Source organism: Streptomyces sp. NPDC127038 (assembly GCF_042725875.1).
Lineage (GTDB): Bacteria > Actinomycetota > Actinomycetes > Streptomycetales > Streptomycetaceae > Streptomyces.
In genome coordinates this window covers 71862-88384 of the sequence record NZ_JBHXDQ010000037.1, presented here as the reverse complement: position 1 = coordinate 88384, position 16523 = coordinate 71862, and the positions used below count along the sequence as shown (strand labels likewise).

Here is a 16523-nt window from a genome sequence, read left to right as displayed (position 1 = left end):
GCGTCCATGTCGTCGCCCTCCTCGCTGCTCCACTGGACCCGCCGCATGATCGAGATCCGCAAACAGAACAAGGCCTTCGGACTCGGCACCTACACCGAACTCCAGTCGACCAACCCCGCCGTCCTCGCCTTCCTGCGCGAGGCACCCTCGACCGATGACGAGGGGGACGACGACCTGGTGCTGTGCGTGCACAACTTCTCCCGCTTCGCCCAGCCCACCGAACTCGACCTCCGCGAGTTCAACGGCCGCCACCCGGTCGAACTCATCGGCGGCGTCCGCTTCCCGGCCATCGGCGAACTGCCGTACCTGCTGACACTCGCCGGTCACGGCTTCTACTGGTTCCGCCTCCGGAAGGAAGCCGGCTGACGGGCCGTCCGTCCGCACCAAGGGCCGTGTCCGAACCCGACCAGGCTTCCGGACACGGCCCTCGGCATCCGCCCACCCATGGCATGCCCACTGAAACCTGGCGTTGCGCCCGGCTGCGGCCGGACTCAAAGGCAAGACCACGGCGGGGGCTTCGGCCGGTACCGGTGCGAGTGAACGTCACGAGGGTGTCCAGGTCTGGTGCCACACACCGGAATTGGACACCCTTGTGGCGTGTCCGCTGGAAATCTCCCGGACCCACTCGGCCGAAAAGGCCTCCGGACGGGGCGGTTTCCACGGCTTCGTCCGGGGCACGCATGAGGAACACCCCGCCCCGGGGAAAGGACGCGACCCATGTCGGAAGCCGTCACACGCACCGCACCCCCAGGTCCCGGCCTTCTGGCGTCCCTGGAACCACTCCTGCGCACCTGGCTGCCGCGGCAGCGCTGGTTCGCCGGCAAGGGACGACCGGTCACCGGGCTCTCGCTGGTATCCGCCACCGAGCTGCTGCCGCCGAACGGCCCACTGGGCCTCTACCACCTGCTGGCACGCGCCCACCAGCCACCCGTTCCGGGCGCCCCGGCCGTCCCGGGTGACTGCTATCAACTGCTCATCGGTGTACGCGAGGCGCTGCCGCCCCGGCTGGCCCCGGCCCTGATCGGGCACATGACCGAGGGGCCGCTCGCCGGACGCACGGTGTACGAGGCCCTCTTCGACCCCCAGCCCGCCGATGTGCTCCTGGAGGCCCTGCGCTCCCGGGCCCGCATCGGCGGGCTGCGTTTCGAGCGGGATCCGGACCAGGAGATACGCCCCGGCCTCGTGCCGCGGATGATGACCGCCGAGCAGTCCAACTCGTCGGTGGTCTACGGCGACACGTTCATCCTCAAGTTACTGCGGCGGATCGTCCCCGGGATCAACCCCGACCTCGAACTGCCGCTGGCCCTGGCCCGCGAGGGCTGCGTCCGGGTTCCGGCACCCACCGCCTGGCTCCGGGCGGAGCTGTCCGGGCAGTCGTACGTCCTCGGCGTGCTCCAGCCCTTCGTGCAGGGGGCGTCCGACGGGTGGGAGCTGGCGCTGCGCGGGCTCGCCAAGGGCGAGGACTTCGCCGTGGAGGCGCGGGCGCTGGGCCGGGCGACCGCCGAGGTGCACACCGCGCTCGCCCGGTCGCTTCCCACGGTCACCCTGGGCCACCGGCAGCTGCGGCCGCTCGCCGACGCCATGACCGAGCGGCTGGACGCGGCCGCCCAGGCGGTGCCCCTGCTCCGGCCCCACGCGCCCGGGCTGCGGACCGCGTTCGAGGCGCTGGCCGACCTGTCCCGCGAGGGGCACACGTGGACGGCCCAGCGCGTGCACGGCGATCTGCATCTGGGTCAGTGCCTGCGCTCCCCGGACGGGCGGTGGTCGCTCATCGACTTCGAGGGCGAACCGTCCAAGCCGCTCGCCGAGCGCCGTATGCCGCAGCCCCCGGCCCGTGACATCGCCGGCATGCTCCGCTCCTTCGACTACGCGGCCCACGCCGTGACCCGGGTGCCGGGCGCCGCCGGGACGGTGCCGGCCTCCGGATGGGCCGACAACTGCCGGGCCGCGTACTGCACCGGGTACGCCGAGGCCGGCGGCTTCGATCCGCGTACGGATCCGGTGCTGCTGCGGGCCTTCGAGACGGACAAGGCGGTGTACGAGGTCGTGTACGAGGCCCGGCACCGTCCGGACTGGCTGCCGGTTCCGCTGGCGGCGGTACGACGGCTGGCCGCGTCACCCTGATCCCCCCTTTGCTCCGCCCCTGTTGACCCGCCCGAGGAGGCCCCGCCCGTGACGCCCCGCCCCCGGTCCGACGACACCCCCAAGAAGCGCAGCGCGAAGAAACCGTCCGCCAAAGACAGGACACCGGCCGGCCGCCCGGCCGCCGGGAACGAGCCCGTGCCGCGGCAGCCGGGCGAGGCCCGTGTCGGCCCGGCCGACCGGCAGCGGCTCCTCGACGGGACCCACCACGATCCGCACGGAGTGCTGGGCGCCCATCCGGTGCCCGACGGTGTCGCCTTCCGGGTCTTCCGCCCGTACGCGCTCGGCGTCACCGTCGTCACCGAGGGGCTGCGCGCCGAGCTGCGCGACGACGGGGACGGCCTCTTCTCGGGGCTGCTGCCGCTGCGCGCGGTCCCGGACGCGTACCGGCTCCTCGTGGCCTACGAGGGGACGGTGCTGGAGACGGAGGACGCGTACCGGTTCCTGCCCGCGCTCGGCGAGCTGGACCTGCATCTGATCGGCGAGGGCCGGCACGAGGAACTGTGGCGGGCGCTCGGCGCCGAGCCGATGGAGCACCAGGGCGTCGCCGGAACCCGGTTCACCGTGTGGGCGCCGAACGCGCGCGGCGTCCGGGTGGCCGGCGGCTTCAACTTCTGGGACGGCACGGGGCATCCGATGCGGTCCCTGGGGTCCTCGGGAGTGTGGGAGCTGTTCGTTCCGGCGGTCGGCGAGGGCGAGCTGTACAAGTTCGACATAGCCCGCCCCGACGGTTCCCGTACCGTGCGCGCCGACCCGATGGCCCGGCGCACCGAGGCACCACCCGCCACCTCGTCGGTCGTCCACGCGTCCCACCACGAGTGGCGGGACGCGGAGTGGATGGCGAGGAGGGCCGACCGCCCGCCGCACGAGGCGCCGTTCTCGGTGTACGAGGTCCACCTGGCCTCCTGGCGGCCCGGTCTGACGTATCGTCAGCTCGCCGACCAGCTGCCCGCGTACGTGTCGGACCTCGGGTTCACGCATGTCGAGCTGATGCCCGTCGCCGAGCATCCGTTCGGCGGTTCCTGGGGCTACCAGGTCACCGGGTTCTACGCCCCCACCGCGCGGCTGGGCACGCCCGACGACTTCAAGTACCTCGTCGACGCCCTGCACCGGGCCGGTGTCGGTGTCCTCATGGACTGGGTCCCCGCGCACTTCCCGCGGGACGAGTGGGCCCTCGCCGAGTTCGACGGCCGCCCCCTGTACGAGCACGCCGACCCGCAGCGGGCCGCGCATCCGGACTGGGGCACCCTGGAGTTCGACTACGGGCGCCGTGAGGTCCGCAACTTCCTCGTCGCCAACGCCACCTACTGGTGCGAGGAGTTCCACATCGACGGCCTGCGCGTCGACGCGGTCGCCTCCATGCTCTACCTCGACTACTCCCGCGAACCGGGCCAGTGGACCCCCAACGAGCACGGCGGCCGCGAGAACCTGGACGCGGTCGCCTTCCTCCAGGAGATGAACGCGACCGTCTACCGCCGCAACCCCGGTGTCGTCACCGTCGCCGAGGAGTCCACGGCCTGGGACGGCGTCACCCGGGCCACCCATCACACCGGCCCCGGCGGCTTCGGCGGTCTGGGGTTCGGGCTGAAGTGGAACATGGGCTGGATGCACGACTCGCTGGACTACGTCTCCCACGACCCGGTGCACCGCAAGTACCACCACGACGAGATGACGTTCTCGATGGTGTACGCCTACAGCGAGAACTACGTGCTGCCGATCTCCCACGACGAGGTCGTGCACGGCAAACGCTCGCTCGTCTCCAAGATGCCCGGGGACTGGTGGCAGCAGCGCGCAAACCTGCGCGCCTACCTCGCCTTCATGTGGGCCCACCCCGGCAAGCAACTCCTGTTCATGGGGCAGGAGTTCGCCCAGGGCGCCGAATGGTCCGAGGCGCACGGCCCCGACTGGTGGCTGCTCGACCCGGCCTACGGCGCCGAGGCCGACCACCGCGGGGTCCGGGACCTGGTGCGCGACCTCAACACCGTCTACCAGCACGAACCCGCGCTGTGGGAGCGCGACACCGATCCGTCCGGCTTCGCCTGGATCACCGGGGACTCCGCCGACGACAACGTCTTCGCGTTCCTGCGCCACGCCGCCGACGGCACCCCGCTGCTCGCCGTCTCCCACTTCTCCCCCGCCGTCCGCCACGGCTACCGCCTCGGCGTCCCCGAGGACGTTCCCGCCTGGCGCGAGGTCCTCAACACCGACGACCTGCGCTACGGCGGCGGCGACGTCACCGGCCCCGACCCGGTCAAGACGGAACCCACCGCCTGGCACGGCCGCCCGGCCAGCGTCCAGCTGACCCTGCCGCCGCTCGCGACGGTGTGGCTGCGGCCCGCCTAGAGATCGTCCTTCGCCCGGTCCCCCGCGGCGACGCCGGGGACCGGGCGGGGGACGTCACACCAGGCCGGTGCCCCGCAGCGACGCGGGCGGTTCACCGGTGTAGAGCACGCCCAGCGCCTGGGTGGCCCGGGTCAGCGCCACGTACAGGTCGCTCGTCCCGTACGCGGCGGGCTCGACCACCAGGACGGAGTCGAACTCCAGGCCCTTGGCCTGCCGGGGGTCGAGGAGCACCACCGCTCGGGTGAGGTCCGGCTCCGTGCCCGCCGTCACGCCGTCCAGCCGGGCGGCGAGCGCGGTGTGCAGGGACCGCGGCGCGATCACCGCGAGTCTTCCCTCGGCCGGGGCCAGTTCGGCGACGGCCTTGGCGACCGCGCCGGGCAGATCGTCACCGGCCTCCCGCGCCCAGGGCCGTACCCCGGTGGACCGGACGGAGCGGGGCGGCTCGAACCCGGGGCGCTCGGCCCGCACCACACCGGCGGCGACGTCCATGATCTCGGACGGGGTGCGGTAGTTGACGCCGAGCCGGGTGTGCTCCCAGCGGTCCTCCACGTAGGGGGCGAGGATCTCCTCCCACGAACCGACCCCCGCCGCCTCGGCGGTCTGGGCGGGGTCGCCGACGAGCGTCATCGACCGGGTGGGGCTGCGGCGCATCAGCAGCCGCCAGGCCATCGGCGACAGCTCCTGCGCCTCGTCGACGATGATGTGGCCGAAGGCCCAGGTCCGGTCGGCGGCGGCGCGCTCGGCGGCGCTGCGGTGGTCGTCCTCCTCGTGCCGTTCGGCCATCCGCTCGGCGTCGATGACGTCGTGGGCGGACAGGACCTCGGAGTCCTCCTCGTCCTTGTCCTCGAACTCGTAGGTCCGCGAGGCGTAGGAGACGTCGAGCACGCCCTGCGCGTAGGCGACCTGGGTACGGCGCTCACGGTCGGCCAGCGCGCGGGCGAGCCGGTCGTCCTCGCCGAGGAGTTCGGCGGCCTCGTCCAGCAGCGGCACGTCCGCGGGGGTCCAGTCACCGGCCCGGGTCTCCGGGCGCAGGATCGCCGCCGCGTCCTCGTCGGGGACGTAGCCGTAGGGGTCGGCCAGGAAGTCGGCGACCAGGCGCCGTGGGGTCAGCCTCGGCCACAGCCGGTCGACGGCCGACCAGACCTCGGGGTTCTCGGCGAGTTCGTCGCGGATCTGGGTGATGTCACTGGGGTCGAGGAGGTTGGAACCGTCGTAGGGGTCCGTGCCGATGCGTTCGGCGAGCATGTCGGTGAGGGTGTTGAGGATGTGGCCCTCGAAGTGCTCGCGGGCCGCGTTGTGGGGCAGCCCGACCGCGCGGGTGCGGTCCCGGGCGACCTGGACGAGACCCGCGTCGAGCATCAGGACGTCCCGGTCGTGCTCGATGGCGATCACCGGGTCGGGCAGCGCCTGCCGGTCCCGGACGACCTCGGCCAGCACGTCCGCCATCGCGGCGCGGCCCTTCACGGCGGCGGCCTCGGGGGTGTCGGCGGCCGTCGCGTGCACTCCGGGGAAGAGCTCGCCGACGGTCGAGAGCAGCACCCCGGTCTCGCCGAGCGAGGGCAGCACCTCGCCGATGTAGCCGAGGAAGGCGGGGTTGGGCCCGACGATCAGGACGGCCCGCTTGGCGAGGAGTTCCCGGTGCTCGTAGAGCAGGTACGCGGCGCGGTGCAGGGCGACGGCCGTCTTGCCGGTGCCGGGGCCGCCCTCGACGACCATGACACCGCGGTGCGGGGCGCGGATGATCCGGTCCTGCTCGGCCTGGATGGTCTGCACGATGTCGCTCATCCGGCCGGTGCGGGCCGAGTTGAGTGCGGCGAGCAGCACGGCGTCCCCGCTCGGGTCCTCGTGTCCGGTGCGCTCCCGGTCGCCGAGGTCGAGGATCTCGTCGTGCAGTTCGGTGACGTGCCGGTCCGCGGTGGCGATGTGCCGGCGGCGGCGCAGGCCCATCGGGGTGTGCCCGGTGGCCAGGTAGAAGGGGCGGGCGACGGGGGCCCGCCAGTCGATCAGGACCGGGGTGCGCTCGGTGTCGTCCGCGCGGATGCCGATCCGGCCGATGTGGTGGCTGACACCGGCGGACGGCCCGCCCTCCGCGGGGGACAGGTCGATGCGGCCGAAGCAGAGCGAGCCGTCCACCGCGTTCAGCGCGGACAGCAGCCCCGAGCGTTCGGCGACCAGGATGTCCCGTTCGAGCCGGGCCTGCATGGGCGTGTTGCCCTGGGCGAGCGCATCCCCGACGGAGGTCTCGGTGGCTCCGCGCAGCGCGTCCACGCGCGCGTACAACCCGTCGATGAATTCCTGCTCGCTTCGCAGTTCATCGTCGGGGAATTCTTTGTGCGATCCCTTGTTTGACAATTCCGCTCCCACCCAGATATACTGCGGCTATCGAACTTCTTCATGACGTCATTTTCCGAAGTCATGAATCATTGAATATACGCAGAGAAATCCCCCGGGCGCAATTGCCCAGGGGATTTTTTCGTGGGGTGGCCCGTCCGCGGGTTCATGGGGTGGCCCGTCCGCGGGACGGGATCAGAGCACGTCGTCCACTTCCTGGAGCAGCCGTCGCTTGGCGCGGGCGCCCACCATCGACTTCACGGGCTCGCCGTCACGGAAGACCATGAACGTCGGCATCGAGAGCACCCCGTAGGCCAGCGTCGTCTCCGGATTGGTGTCGACGTCCAGCTGGACCACCTTGAAACGGTCGGCCTCCTCGAAGGCCAGCTGGCTGAGCACCGGACCCATCTGCCGGCACGGCGGGCACCAGTCGGCGGTGAACTCCACCAGCACGGGAAGATCCGAGCCGATCACCTCCGCCCCGAAGTCCGCGTCCGTCACCTCGGCCACACCTGCCGCCCTGATCATCGCGTCCGCCCTCCCAGTTCGCATACGGGTTCCGGACCGCCCGGGACCTCCGCGTCGGCCGCCAGCGCGTCCCGCGCCCGCTCCGCCCGCACCAGCTGCTCGCCCACCTGCGCGCGCACCGACCGCAGCTCGTCGATCAGCGCGTCGAGCTCGCCGAGCTTGCGCCGGTACACGTCGAGGGACGCCGGGCACGAGTCGCCCTCGGGGTGACCGGCCCGCAGACACTCCACGAACGGCCGCGTCTCCTCCAGGTCGAACCCGAAGTCCTGGAGGGTCCGGATCTGCCGGAGCAGCCGCAGATCGTGCTCGTCGTACGTGCGGTACCCGTTCTCGCCCCGCCGCGCGGGCAGCAGGCCCCGTGACTCGTAGTAGCGCAGGGTCCGCGTGGTCGTCCCGGCCCGTGCGGCCAGCTCGCCGATTCGCATGACCCCGACGGTAGTCCTTGACGCCGACGTCAAGGCAAGCGCGCGCACCGCGGGCGGAGGGCGCACGGGTGCCCGGGGGCACGGGTGCGGGGAGGTACGGCCCGCCCGGGCGCGGCCGGACGGGTCAGACCATCACCCCGGCCGACTCCTCGACCTCCAGGAGGGAAGCGCTCCGCCGTTCCGCCTCGAACGCCCTGTGCCCGCCGCGCAGGCCGAACAGCCGCTTGGCCAGGAGGATGTAGAGGACGGCGAGGATGTTGAGGACCAGCGTCGCGATCTTCAGCCAGCTGATGTGCTCGGTGAGCTCGTAGATCTCCAGCGGGAGGAACGCGGCCGTGGCGACGACCGTGAGGTACTCCGCCCAGCGCTTGGCGTACCAGAGCCCGACCGCCTCGACGAGCTCGATCAGCGCGTACGCCAGCAGCAGGCCGGCGACCAGCAGCAGAGTGGAGTGCTTGTAGCCGAAGGTCTTCTGGATGGTGCCGACGACCGGCGAGTGGTCGAGGTCGTAGTGGAAGTGCCGGAAGACCGGTCTGAGGACGTCGAGGTACTCGTCGAAGAGCCGGCGCACCGCGTCCTGGCTGTTGCTGAACTTCCACACGGCGGCCGCGACCAGCACGATGAACACTCCGCGCACGGCCCGCTCGATCGCCAGGAAGCGCAGGATGAACAGATCGCGCAGCACCTTGCCGCGCGGCACGAGCGGTGCCTCGGCCGCGGGGCCCGAGCCGTGCGGGGCGCCGAGCGCGAAGTCGCCGCAGCGCAGACAGCGCCAGATCTCGCCGAGGGCGGTCTCGGCGCGCAGCCGCACCCGCAGGCGCGGGTCGTCCGGGGCGTAGGTGACGTGCCCCTTGCGCGCACAGGTTCGCCGGTCCCAGTCGATCTTCATGCTCGGTGTCCTCCGCAGAACGTGCCGTGCCGTGCCGGACGGTCCGGCACGGCACGGTAGTGCATGTTCTAGGAGACGGCGGCCCGGGGGGTCACGGTTCCTGCCTCGGCCTCACCCCGCCCCTCACCTTCGGTTTCGGCCTCGCCCTCGGCCGCCTCCTCGGCGCCGACCCGTGCTTCGGCCTCCGCGTCGGCCCCGGCCCCGGTCGCGGCTTCGACCCCGGCCTCGGCCCCGGCTTCGTTCCCGGCCTCGACGTCGACCGTGGCCCCGGTCCCGGCCTCGATCCCGGTCCCGGCTTCCGCCTCGGCGCGTGCCTTGCGCGGCAGCAGTACCGCCACCAGCACCGTGCCCACGCCCAGGATCACCGCTCCGACGAGGCTGGTGTGGGCCACCGCGTCCGAGAAGGACGAGCCGACCGCGTCCGCCATCTGCCGGGCCCCGTCGGCGAGTTGGCCGGCCTGCGCCTTCAGCTGGGCGGCCTGCTCCGCGTTCGCCGAGTGCGCGGCCTGCTCGCCGAGCTGCCGGGCCTTGTCGCCGATGCCCTGGGCGACGGCGTACCCGGCGCCCACCGAGTCCTGCGCCGTGGCCAGCGCGCCCGCCGGGAGCTTGCTGCCCGCGGTCGCGTCGGCGAGGTGCGAGGAGTACGAACTCGCCAGCACCGAGCCGAGGATGGCGATGCCGAGCGAGCCGCCGAGTTCGAGCGAGGTGTCGTTGACGGCGCCGCCGACGCCCAGTTCGGCCTCGGGGAACGCGCCCATGATGGCGTCCGTGCAGGGCGAGAGCGCCAGTCCGATGGCGAGACCGAGCATCACCAGGGGCAGCACGAGGTCGCCGTACGCCGACGCGGCGTCGACCCGGGTCAGCAGCGCGAGCGCCACCGTGCCGCCGACCATGCCCGCGGTGACCGTGATCCTCATGCCGACGCGCGGAGTGAGGTAGCCGGTGAGCGCCGAGCCGACGAAGACGGCTCCGGCGAGCGGCAGCATCCGTACACCGGTGTCCAGCGCGTCGTAGCCGAGGACGAACTGGAGGTGCTGGGTGAGGTAGTAGAAAGCGCCGAAGACGGCGAGGAAGAAGAGGGCGACGGCGAGGTTCGAGCCGGCGAAGCGACGGTGGGCGAAGCGCCGTACGTCGATGACGGGGCGCGGGTGGCGCAGCTCCCACAGGACGAAGAGGACGAGTCCGGCGCCGGCGACCACGGCGGCGGTCACGGCCTTGACGCCCCACCCGAAGTGCGGGCCTTCGATGATCATGTAGACGAGCGAGCCGATCCAGACGACCGAGAGCAGCCCGCCGACGTAGTCGATGCGGTTGTGGTGCGCGGCCCGGGACGGCGGGACCAGGACCAGCGCGCCGACGATGGCGAGGGCGGCGATCGGCACGTTGATCAGGAACGTGGACGACCAGCCGTGGTGCTCCAGGAGCGCGCCCGCGACCAGCGGTCCGGCGGCGATGGCGAGTCCGGCGGTGGCCGTCCACAGGACGATCGCCTTGGCCCGCTCGGCCCGCGGGAAGGTCGCGGCAAGCAGGGACAGGGTGGCCGGCATGATCAGCGCGGCGCCGACGCCCATGACGGCGCGGGCCGCGATGACCCCGGTGGAGCTGTCGACGAGTGAACCGGCGATCGCGCCGCCGCCGAACACGACGAGCCCGAGGACGAGCGCGCCGCGGCGGCTGTACTTGTCGCCGATCGCGCCGAGCAGCAGCATCAGGGCCGCGTACGGGACGGTGTAGCCGTCGATGACCCATTGCAGGTCGGCGCTGGACAGGCCGAGGTCACGGGTCATGTCGGGCGCCGCGACCGTGAGGGCGGTGTTCGCCATCACGATGATCAGCAGGCTCAGGCAGAGGACCAGCAGCGCCCACCACCGCCTGGCGTAGGGCCGGTCCATCCTCTCGACCGGTTCGTTCATGACGAGACGCATGGCTACGGTCGCCCTTCCTTCGTCGACGGGCGCGGAGATCGTCCGCGCCAGAACTTGCACAGTGGAGTGCAACTGCACAACCCTGTGCAAGATACGAGATTGCACAGCGCTGTGCAAATGAAGGAGGTCGAACCCGGTGATCGCAGGACAGGCGGCCGCCCGGCGGCGGGCGGGCAGAATGGCAGCCATGACCACGGGTAACCCGAGCCGCGCCGATGTGAACCGCCGCCGCATCCTGGATGTCGCGCTCGCCGAACTGCTGCGTGACCCCGACGCGTCCATGGACCAGATCGCGCGGGCCGCGGGGGTCGTACGGCGTACGGTCTACGGGCACTTCCCCAGCCGCGAGGCACTGGTCGGCACCCTGACCGACGAGGCCGTGGCGGCGGTCGCGGCGGCGCACGCGGCGGGCCGTGAGGGGGTCGCGGACCCGGCCGAGTCACTGGCCCGCTCGACCCTGGCCGTCTGGGAGATCGCCGACCGCTACCGGCTGCTGGTCGCCCTCGCCCAGCGCAGCGTGACCATGCAGGGCATCAGGGAACGGCTGACGCCGGTGCGCGAGGCCTGCGCGGAGATCCTCCGGCGCGGCCTGGAACAAGGCGTGTTCGCCTCGCCGCTGCCTCCGTACGCGCTGGCGTACGTGCACGAGCAGACCCTGTTCGCGCTGATGGAGGCGGTGAACGACGGGCTGCTGGCGGCGGAGGAGGCGGGCGGCTCCGCCACGGTCACCATGCTCACCGCGGCGGGCGTGCCCGTCGGACGCGCCACCGAACTCGTGGCGAAGCTGGGCGGCTGAGCCCGGGAGGAGTCAGGGACCTCCGGGGCCCGGCCGCACCAGCCGTGCGCCGGGCGGCCGGACCCGTGGGGGGATGCCCGGCCGCCCGGCATCCCGGGGGCCGTCGGCGGGGAGTGCCGGACGGGCCCCGGGAGTTCCTACGCGCCGGCCGGCTCCTTCTCGCCGCCCTGCCCCGGCACGTCCGCACGGGCATCGGCGGAGGCGTCGGCGTCGTCCAGCAGGGTCCTCTCGTCGAAGGGAAGCTCTCCGGCGAGGACCCGGGACACCCGCTCCCTGTCGATCTCCTTCGTCCAGGTCCCGATCAGGACCGTGGCCACGGCGTTGCCGGCGAAGTTCGTCAGCGCTCGTGCCTCGCTCATGAAACGGTCGATGCCGACGATGAGGCCGACGCCGTCCACCAGGGCGGGCTTGTGCGACTGGAGGCCGCCGGCCAGCGTGGCCAGACCCGCCCCGCTCACGCCCGCCGCGCCCTTGGACGCCACCAGGAGGAAGAGCAGCAGCGGGATCTGCTCCCCGACGGCCATCGGCGTGCCCATCGCGTCGGCGATGTAGAGCGAGGCCATGGTCATGTAGATCATCGTGCCGTCGAGGTTGAAGGAGTAGCCGGTCGGGACGGTGATGCCGACCACCGACTTGCCGACGCCCAGGTGCTCCATCTTCGCGATGAGCCGCGGCAGGGCGGATTCGGAGGACGAGGTGGACAGGATCAGCAGGAACTCCCGGCCCAGATACCTCAGGAACGCGAGGATGTTCAGGCCCGTCACCACGCGCAGCAGCGTGCCGAGCACGATGAAGACGAAGAGGAAGCAGGTGACGTAGAAACCGAGCATGAGCACGGCGAGGCTCTTGAGCGCGTCCAGGCCGGCGGAGCCGGTGACGGCGGCGATGGCGCCGAACGCGCCGAGCGGGGCCGCCCACATGACCATGGCGAGGATCCGGAAGACGAGCCGCTGGATGTGCTCCACCCCGCGCAGGACGGGCTGTCCCGCCGGTCCCATCGCCTGGAGGGCGAACCCGGTCAGGAGCGCCACGAGCAGGGTCTGGAGCACCTGGCCCTCGGTGAACGCGGAGACCATCGTGGTCGGGATGATCGAGAGCACGAAGTCGACCGGCGGCAGCGCCTCCGCCGACACCTGGCCCTGGCCGGCCTGCTTGACCGCGTCGGTCATCGCCAGGCTGCTGCCCGGCTCCAGGATGTTGCCGACGACCAGACCGATGGCGAGCGCGACCAGCGACATCACCAGGAAGTAGCCGAGCGCGATCCCGCCGACGGCGCCGACCCTGGCGGCCTTGCGGACCGAGCCGATGCCCAGCACGATCGTGCAGAAGATGATCGGGGAGATCATCATCTTGATCAGGTTCACGAAGCCCGTACCGATGGGCTTGAGCTCGACGGCGAAGCCGGGAGCGGTCAGGCCCACCGCGATCCCGAGGATCACGGCGGCGATCACGGCGATGTACAGATAGTGCGTGCGGTCCCGTCTGGCGGCGGGTGCGGCAGGTGCGGTCTGCGGGGTGCCGGCCACGGCTGCCCTCCTTGACGACGTCGTCGGCATCATCCGGCGTGCGGCTCACGACCGGCTGAACCCGGAGTGCGGCTCACGTCCGGGGAACCCGGCGTGCGGCTCACGACCGGGGGATCCGGGAGACGCGGCTCCCGGGGGGGATGAGGGGACTATCTCCCGGCGTGTGAGGGCGGTCACCCTTCCGTTCATTGAGTTCACGCGCCCCCCGGGCCGTCCGCTCCGTCGGGCGCACCTGCGGCATCGTCACGCACCCCTGGGGAGCCCACGCCGGAGGAAGGCACACTGAACGGATGCGTCTCCCCCGTGTCCCGCGGCCCCGCAGCCTGGCCGGCCAGTTGTTCGGCATGCAGGCCGTGCTCATCGCGGTCCTCGTGGCCGGGTACGCGCTGTTCACCTACGTCGGTGACCGCGGCCAGGCCGAGGAGGCCGCGGGCCGCCAGGCGACGGCGGTCGCGCGCTCGGTCGCGGACGCCCCCTCGGTCCACGCGGCCATCGGCACGGCGGACCCCACCCGGGACCTCCAGCCGTACTCCCTGCGCGTCCAGCGGCACACCGGCGTCGACTTCGTGACGATCATGGACCCGCGGGGCATCCGCTGGACCCACCCCGACGAGCGGCTGATAGGCGGGCACTTCCTCGGGCACATCGGCCCGGCGCTGGCGGGCAGGTCCTTCACGGAGACGTACACCGGCAGCCTCGGCGCCTCCGTCCGCGCCGTCACCCCGATCGAGGAGGACGGACGGATCATCGGCCTGGTCAGCGCGGGCATCCGGGTCCAGGCGATCAGCGAACGCGTCCAGGACCAGGTGACGGCGCTGATCGGGGCAGCGGCGGGCGCGCTGCTGCTGGGCGCCGTCGGCACGTACGTCATCAACGCCCGGCTGCGGCGCTCCACCCACGGCATGAACGCGGCCGAGCTGAGCCGGATGCACGACTACCACCAGGCCGCGCTGCACGCCGTGCGCGAGGGGCTGCTGATGCTGGACGGGCAGTTCCGGGTGGCGCTCATGAACGACGGCGGGCGCGAACTGCTCGGGGTCACCGAGGACGTGGTCGGCCGTTCGGTGGCCGGGCTCGGGCTGCCCGCGCCGCTGACGGGCGCGCTGCTGTCGGCGGAGCCCCGCGTGGACGAGGTCCATCTGACGGACACCCGGGTGCTGGTCGTGAACACCTCCCCCGTGTCCGGCGGCGAACGCCGCGGCACGGTGGTCACGCTGCGCGACGTGACCGAACTCCAGGCGCTGACCGGCGAGCTGGACTCGGAGCGCGGTTTCTCCCAGGCGCTGCGCTCACAGGCGCACGAGGCGGCCAACCGGCTGCACACGGTGGTCTCCCTCATCGAGCTGGACCGGGCCGAGGAGGCGGTCGGGTTCGCCACCGCCGAACTGGAGCTGGCGCAGTCCCTCACCGACGAGGTGGTCTCCGCGGTCAGCGAGCCGGTCCTGGCGGCGCTGCTGCTGGGCAAGGCCGCGCAGGCGAACGAGCGCGGGGTGGAGCTCGTGGTGTCGCGGGACAGCGGCATCGACGACGGACTGCTCCCGGCCTCGCTCAGCCCGCGCGACCTGGTCACCGTGCTCGGCAATCTGATCGACAACGCGATGGACGCGGCGCAGGGCACGGCGGGCGCGCGGGTCACGGTGACGGCGTTCACCGGGGAGTCGGACCTGGTGCTGCGGGTCGCCGACACCGGTCCCGGGGTGGATCCCGCCCACGCCGAGCGGGTCTTCCGGCACGGCTGGTCCACGAAACCGGCGGGTCCCGGCGGCCGCGGTCTCGGCCTGGCCCTGGCCCGGCAGACGGTGATCCGGCACGCGGGCACCCTGGAGGTACGCGAAGGGGCCGCCGGCGGAGCCGAGTTCGAGGTCCGCCTCCCCCTCCCGGAACCACCCGCCGACCCCGCGGGGAACGACCGGGACCCGGCTCGCGGGACGCACCCCGCCCCGTCCGTCCAGCCGTCCGCGCCCCTTCCCTCCGGAGGCCTCGCATGACCGATCCGATCCGCGTGCTCGTCGTCGAGGACGACCCCGTGGCCGCGGACGCGCACGTCCTGTACGTCGGCCGGGTGCCCGGCTTCACGGCGGTGGGCAAGGTCCACACCGGTGCGCAGGCGCGCCGCGCGCTGGACCGCACGCCGGTGGACCTGCTGCTCCTCGACCTGCATCTGCCGGACACGCACGGGCTCCGGCTCGCGCGCTCGCTGCGGGCCGCCGGCCATCACGCCGACGTGATCGCGGTGACCTCCGCGCGGGACCTGGCCGTCGTCCGGGAGGGGGTGTCCCTCGGGGTCGTGCAGTACGTCCTCAAGCCGTTCACCTTCGCCACCCTGCGCGACCGGCTGATCCGGTACGCGGAGTTCCGCGCGGCGGCCGGTGAGGCGAGCGGACAGGCGGAGGTGGACCGGGCGCTGGCCGCGCTGCGCGCCCCCGGCCCGGCCGCCCTGCCCAAGGGCCTGAGCGCGCCGACCCTGGAACGCGTGACCGTCACCCTCAGGGACCACCCCGGCGGGCTGACGGCGGCCGGGGCCGCCGAGGCCGTCGGGATCTCCCGGATCACGGCCCGGCGCTATCTGGAACACCTGGTGGAGGCGGGCCGCGCGGAACGTGCCCCGCAGTACGGGACGGTCGGACGGCCGGAGCTCCAGTACCGCTGGGTCACGGGCTGAAGGACCCGGAGACCGCCGCCCGAACGGTGCCGGCGGACCGGGCGGGCGCGCGGCGGGCGAATTCAGGACGGCGACCGAAACCGTATATTCCTACGATCTGTGATTGTGGCCGAACAGAACGTAGTCATCGCCGACCCCCGCCCCATAGCTTGTGCGCGTGCACCGACCGCAAGACCACCAGCCCACCCCGCCCTTCAACGCCCCCGCCGCCCGAAGACTGCGGGCAGCACTCGGAATGGGGCCCGAGCACGTCGCGTACGGACTGAGAGCCTCGTACGGGCTGCCGTACGCCACCCCCGATCTGGTCATCGCCTGGGAGCGCGGCACAGCGGCTCCGAGCAGCCCCGAACTCACCGCCCTGGCGGGCGTGTTGTGGTGTTCCGCCGATGAACTCATAGGCGCGCCGCGGACGTTGCGCGAACATCGCCTCGCCCGCGATCTGGCCGCGGAGGACGTGGCGCTCGCGGTCGGGATCGGTCTCCTCGCCTACGAGCGGATGGAGGAGTCCAACAACTGGCGTGGCAACGAACGGCAGTCGACCGCTCTCGCCAAGGTCCTCGACCTCTCGCTGCCGGACTTCGTCACCGTGACGGGCCGCGACGGCCGGCTCGGCGACCTGCTGCGCAGCGCGGTGACGACGCGCTGGCAGACGTACGTGCGCCCGGTCGCGAAGCTGGTGCCGCTGGAGCGGGCCCTGCTGGAGGTCGCGCTGGAGGAACTGCACACCGACTACCAGGCGCGGACCGCCGCGATGCCGAACCGGGGCGGGGGTCGGGCCGCCGCCTCCGGCGAGTCCGGCCGCACCTTCCTCGACCGGGTCGTGGATCATTTCTGGACAGCCGTCCGCGGCAGCGCGTACTGAGGTCCCTGGCCCCGTACGGCACGACGGCCCCGGGCGCACGCGGCGCCCGGGGCCGTCGCCGGACCGGACTCCCGGAAGAACGAACGGCTCCGGG

At 72.5% G+C, this 16523-nt stretch carries 13 protein-coding genes; 7 read left to right on the top strand and 6 right to left on the bottom strand.

Annotated features, from left to right (window positions below; translation table 11 throughout):
- The 3 genes from ACFWI4_RS24410 to glgB all read left to right on the top strand — a co-directional run.
- The coding region (locus ACFWI4_RS24410; protein ID WP_387199828.1) for an alpha-glucosidase C-terminal domain-containing protein at window positions 1-366 on the top strand (366 nt) is incomplete at its 5' end.
- A 351-nt stretch (window positions 367-717) separates the two neighbouring features.
- On the top strand, window positions 718-2124 hold the full coding sequence (locus tag ACFWI4_RS24405; protein WP_387199825.1) for a phosphotransferase: 1407 nt from the start codon (window positions 718-720) through the stop codon (window positions 2122-2124).
- 48 nt (window positions 2125-2172) lie between these two features.
- The gene (gene glgB, locus ACFWI4_RS24400; RefSeq protein WP_387199822.1) at window positions 2173-4485 is read left to right on the top strand and encodes a 1,4-alpha-glucan branching enzyme; all 2313 of its coding nucleotides are present in this window, start codon (window positions 2173-2175) and stop codon (window positions 4483-4485) included.
- A 54-nt stretch (window positions 4486-4539) separates the two neighbouring features.
- On the opposite strand, the gene ACFWI4_RS24395 is transcribed toward glgB, so the two are convergent.
- From ACFWI4_RS24395 to ACFWI4_RS24375, 5 genes are all read right to left on the bottom strand, one after another.
- Complete coding sequence (locus ACFWI4_RS24395; RefSeq protein ID WP_387199819.1) at window positions 4540-6837, bottom strand: HelD family protein; 2298 nt, start codon at window positions 6835-6837, stop codon at window positions 4540-4542.
- A 174-nt stretch (window positions 6838-7011) separates the two neighbouring features.
- Complete coding sequence (locus ACFWI4_RS24390) at window positions 7012-7344, bottom strand: thioredoxin family protein (RefSeq protein WP_385405758.1); 333 nt, start codon at window positions 7342-7344, stop codon at window positions 7012-7014.
- Window positions 7341-7769 (bottom strand): MerR family transcriptional regulator, encoded by a 429-nt coding sequence (locus ACFWI4_RS24385; RefSeq protein WP_385405761.1) that lies wholly within the window; start codon window positions 7767-7769, stop codon window positions 7341-7343. The genes ACFWI4_RS24390 and ACFWI4_RS24385 overlap by 4 nt, the downstream gene beginning before the upstream one ends.
- A 124-nt stretch (window positions 7770-7893) precedes the next feature.
- Window positions 7894-8658, bottom strand: coding sequence for a DUF2127 domain-containing protein (locus ACFWI4_RS24380; RefSeq protein ID WP_387199815.1), 765 nt, complete (start codon window positions 8656-8658; stop codon window positions 7894-7896).
- Window positions 8659-8726: 68 nt separating this feature from the next.
- Window positions 8727-10583, bottom strand: a complete 1857-nt coding sequence (locus tag ACFWI4_RS24375) for an MFS transporter (protein ID WP_387199812.1) — start codon at window positions 10581-10583, stop codon at window positions 8727-8729.
- 178 nt (window positions 10584-10761) lie between these two features.
- Between ACFWI4_RS24375 and ACFWI4_RS24370 the strand changes: the two genes are divergently transcribed.
- The gene (locus tag ACFWI4_RS24370; RefSeq protein WP_385405864.1) at window positions 10762-11379 is read left to right on the top strand and encodes a TetR/AcrR family transcriptional regulator; all 618 of its coding nucleotides are present in this window, start codon (window positions 10762-10764) and stop codon (window positions 11377-11379) included.
- Between the two features lie 137 nt (window positions 11380-11516).
- Here the strand turns inward: ACFWI4_RS24370 and ACFWI4_RS24365 are convergent, their stop codons facing one another.
- The gene (locus ACFWI4_RS24365) at window positions 11517-12935 is read right to left on the bottom strand and encodes a cation:dicarboxylate symporter family transporter (protein ID WP_387199839.1); all 1419 of its coding nucleotides are present in this window, start codon (window positions 12933-12935) and stop codon (window positions 11517-11519) included.
- 260 nt (window positions 12936-13195) lie between these two features.
- On the opposite strand from ACFWI4_RS24365, the gene ACFWI4_RS24360 reads away from it, so the two are divergent.
- The 3 genes from ACFWI4_RS24360 to ACFWI4_RS24350 all read left to right on the top strand — a co-directional run bounded on the left by ACFWI4_RS24360 (window position 13196) and on the right by ACFWI4_RS24350 (window position 16429).
- Window positions 13196-14893, top strand: a complete 1698-nt coding sequence (locus ACFWI4_RS24360; protein WP_387199810.1) for an ATP-binding protein — start codon at window positions 13196-13198, stop codon at window positions 14891-14893.
- On the top strand, window positions 14890-15567 hold the full coding sequence (locus ACFWI4_RS24355; protein WP_387199807.1) for a response regulator: 678 nt from the start codon (window positions 14890-14892) through the stop codon (window positions 15565-15567). The genes ACFWI4_RS24360 and ACFWI4_RS24355 overlap by 4 nt, the downstream gene beginning before the upstream one ends.
- A 151-nt stretch (window positions 15568-15718) precedes the next feature.
- Window positions 15719-16429 carry an XRE family transcriptional regulator gene (locus ACFWI4_RS24350; protein WP_387199804.1) on the top strand — a complete coding sequence of 237 codons (711 nt, stop codon included), beginning with the start codon at window positions 15719-15721 and terminating at the stop codon, window positions 16427-16429.
- Window positions 16430-16523: the final 94 nt, after the last annotated feature.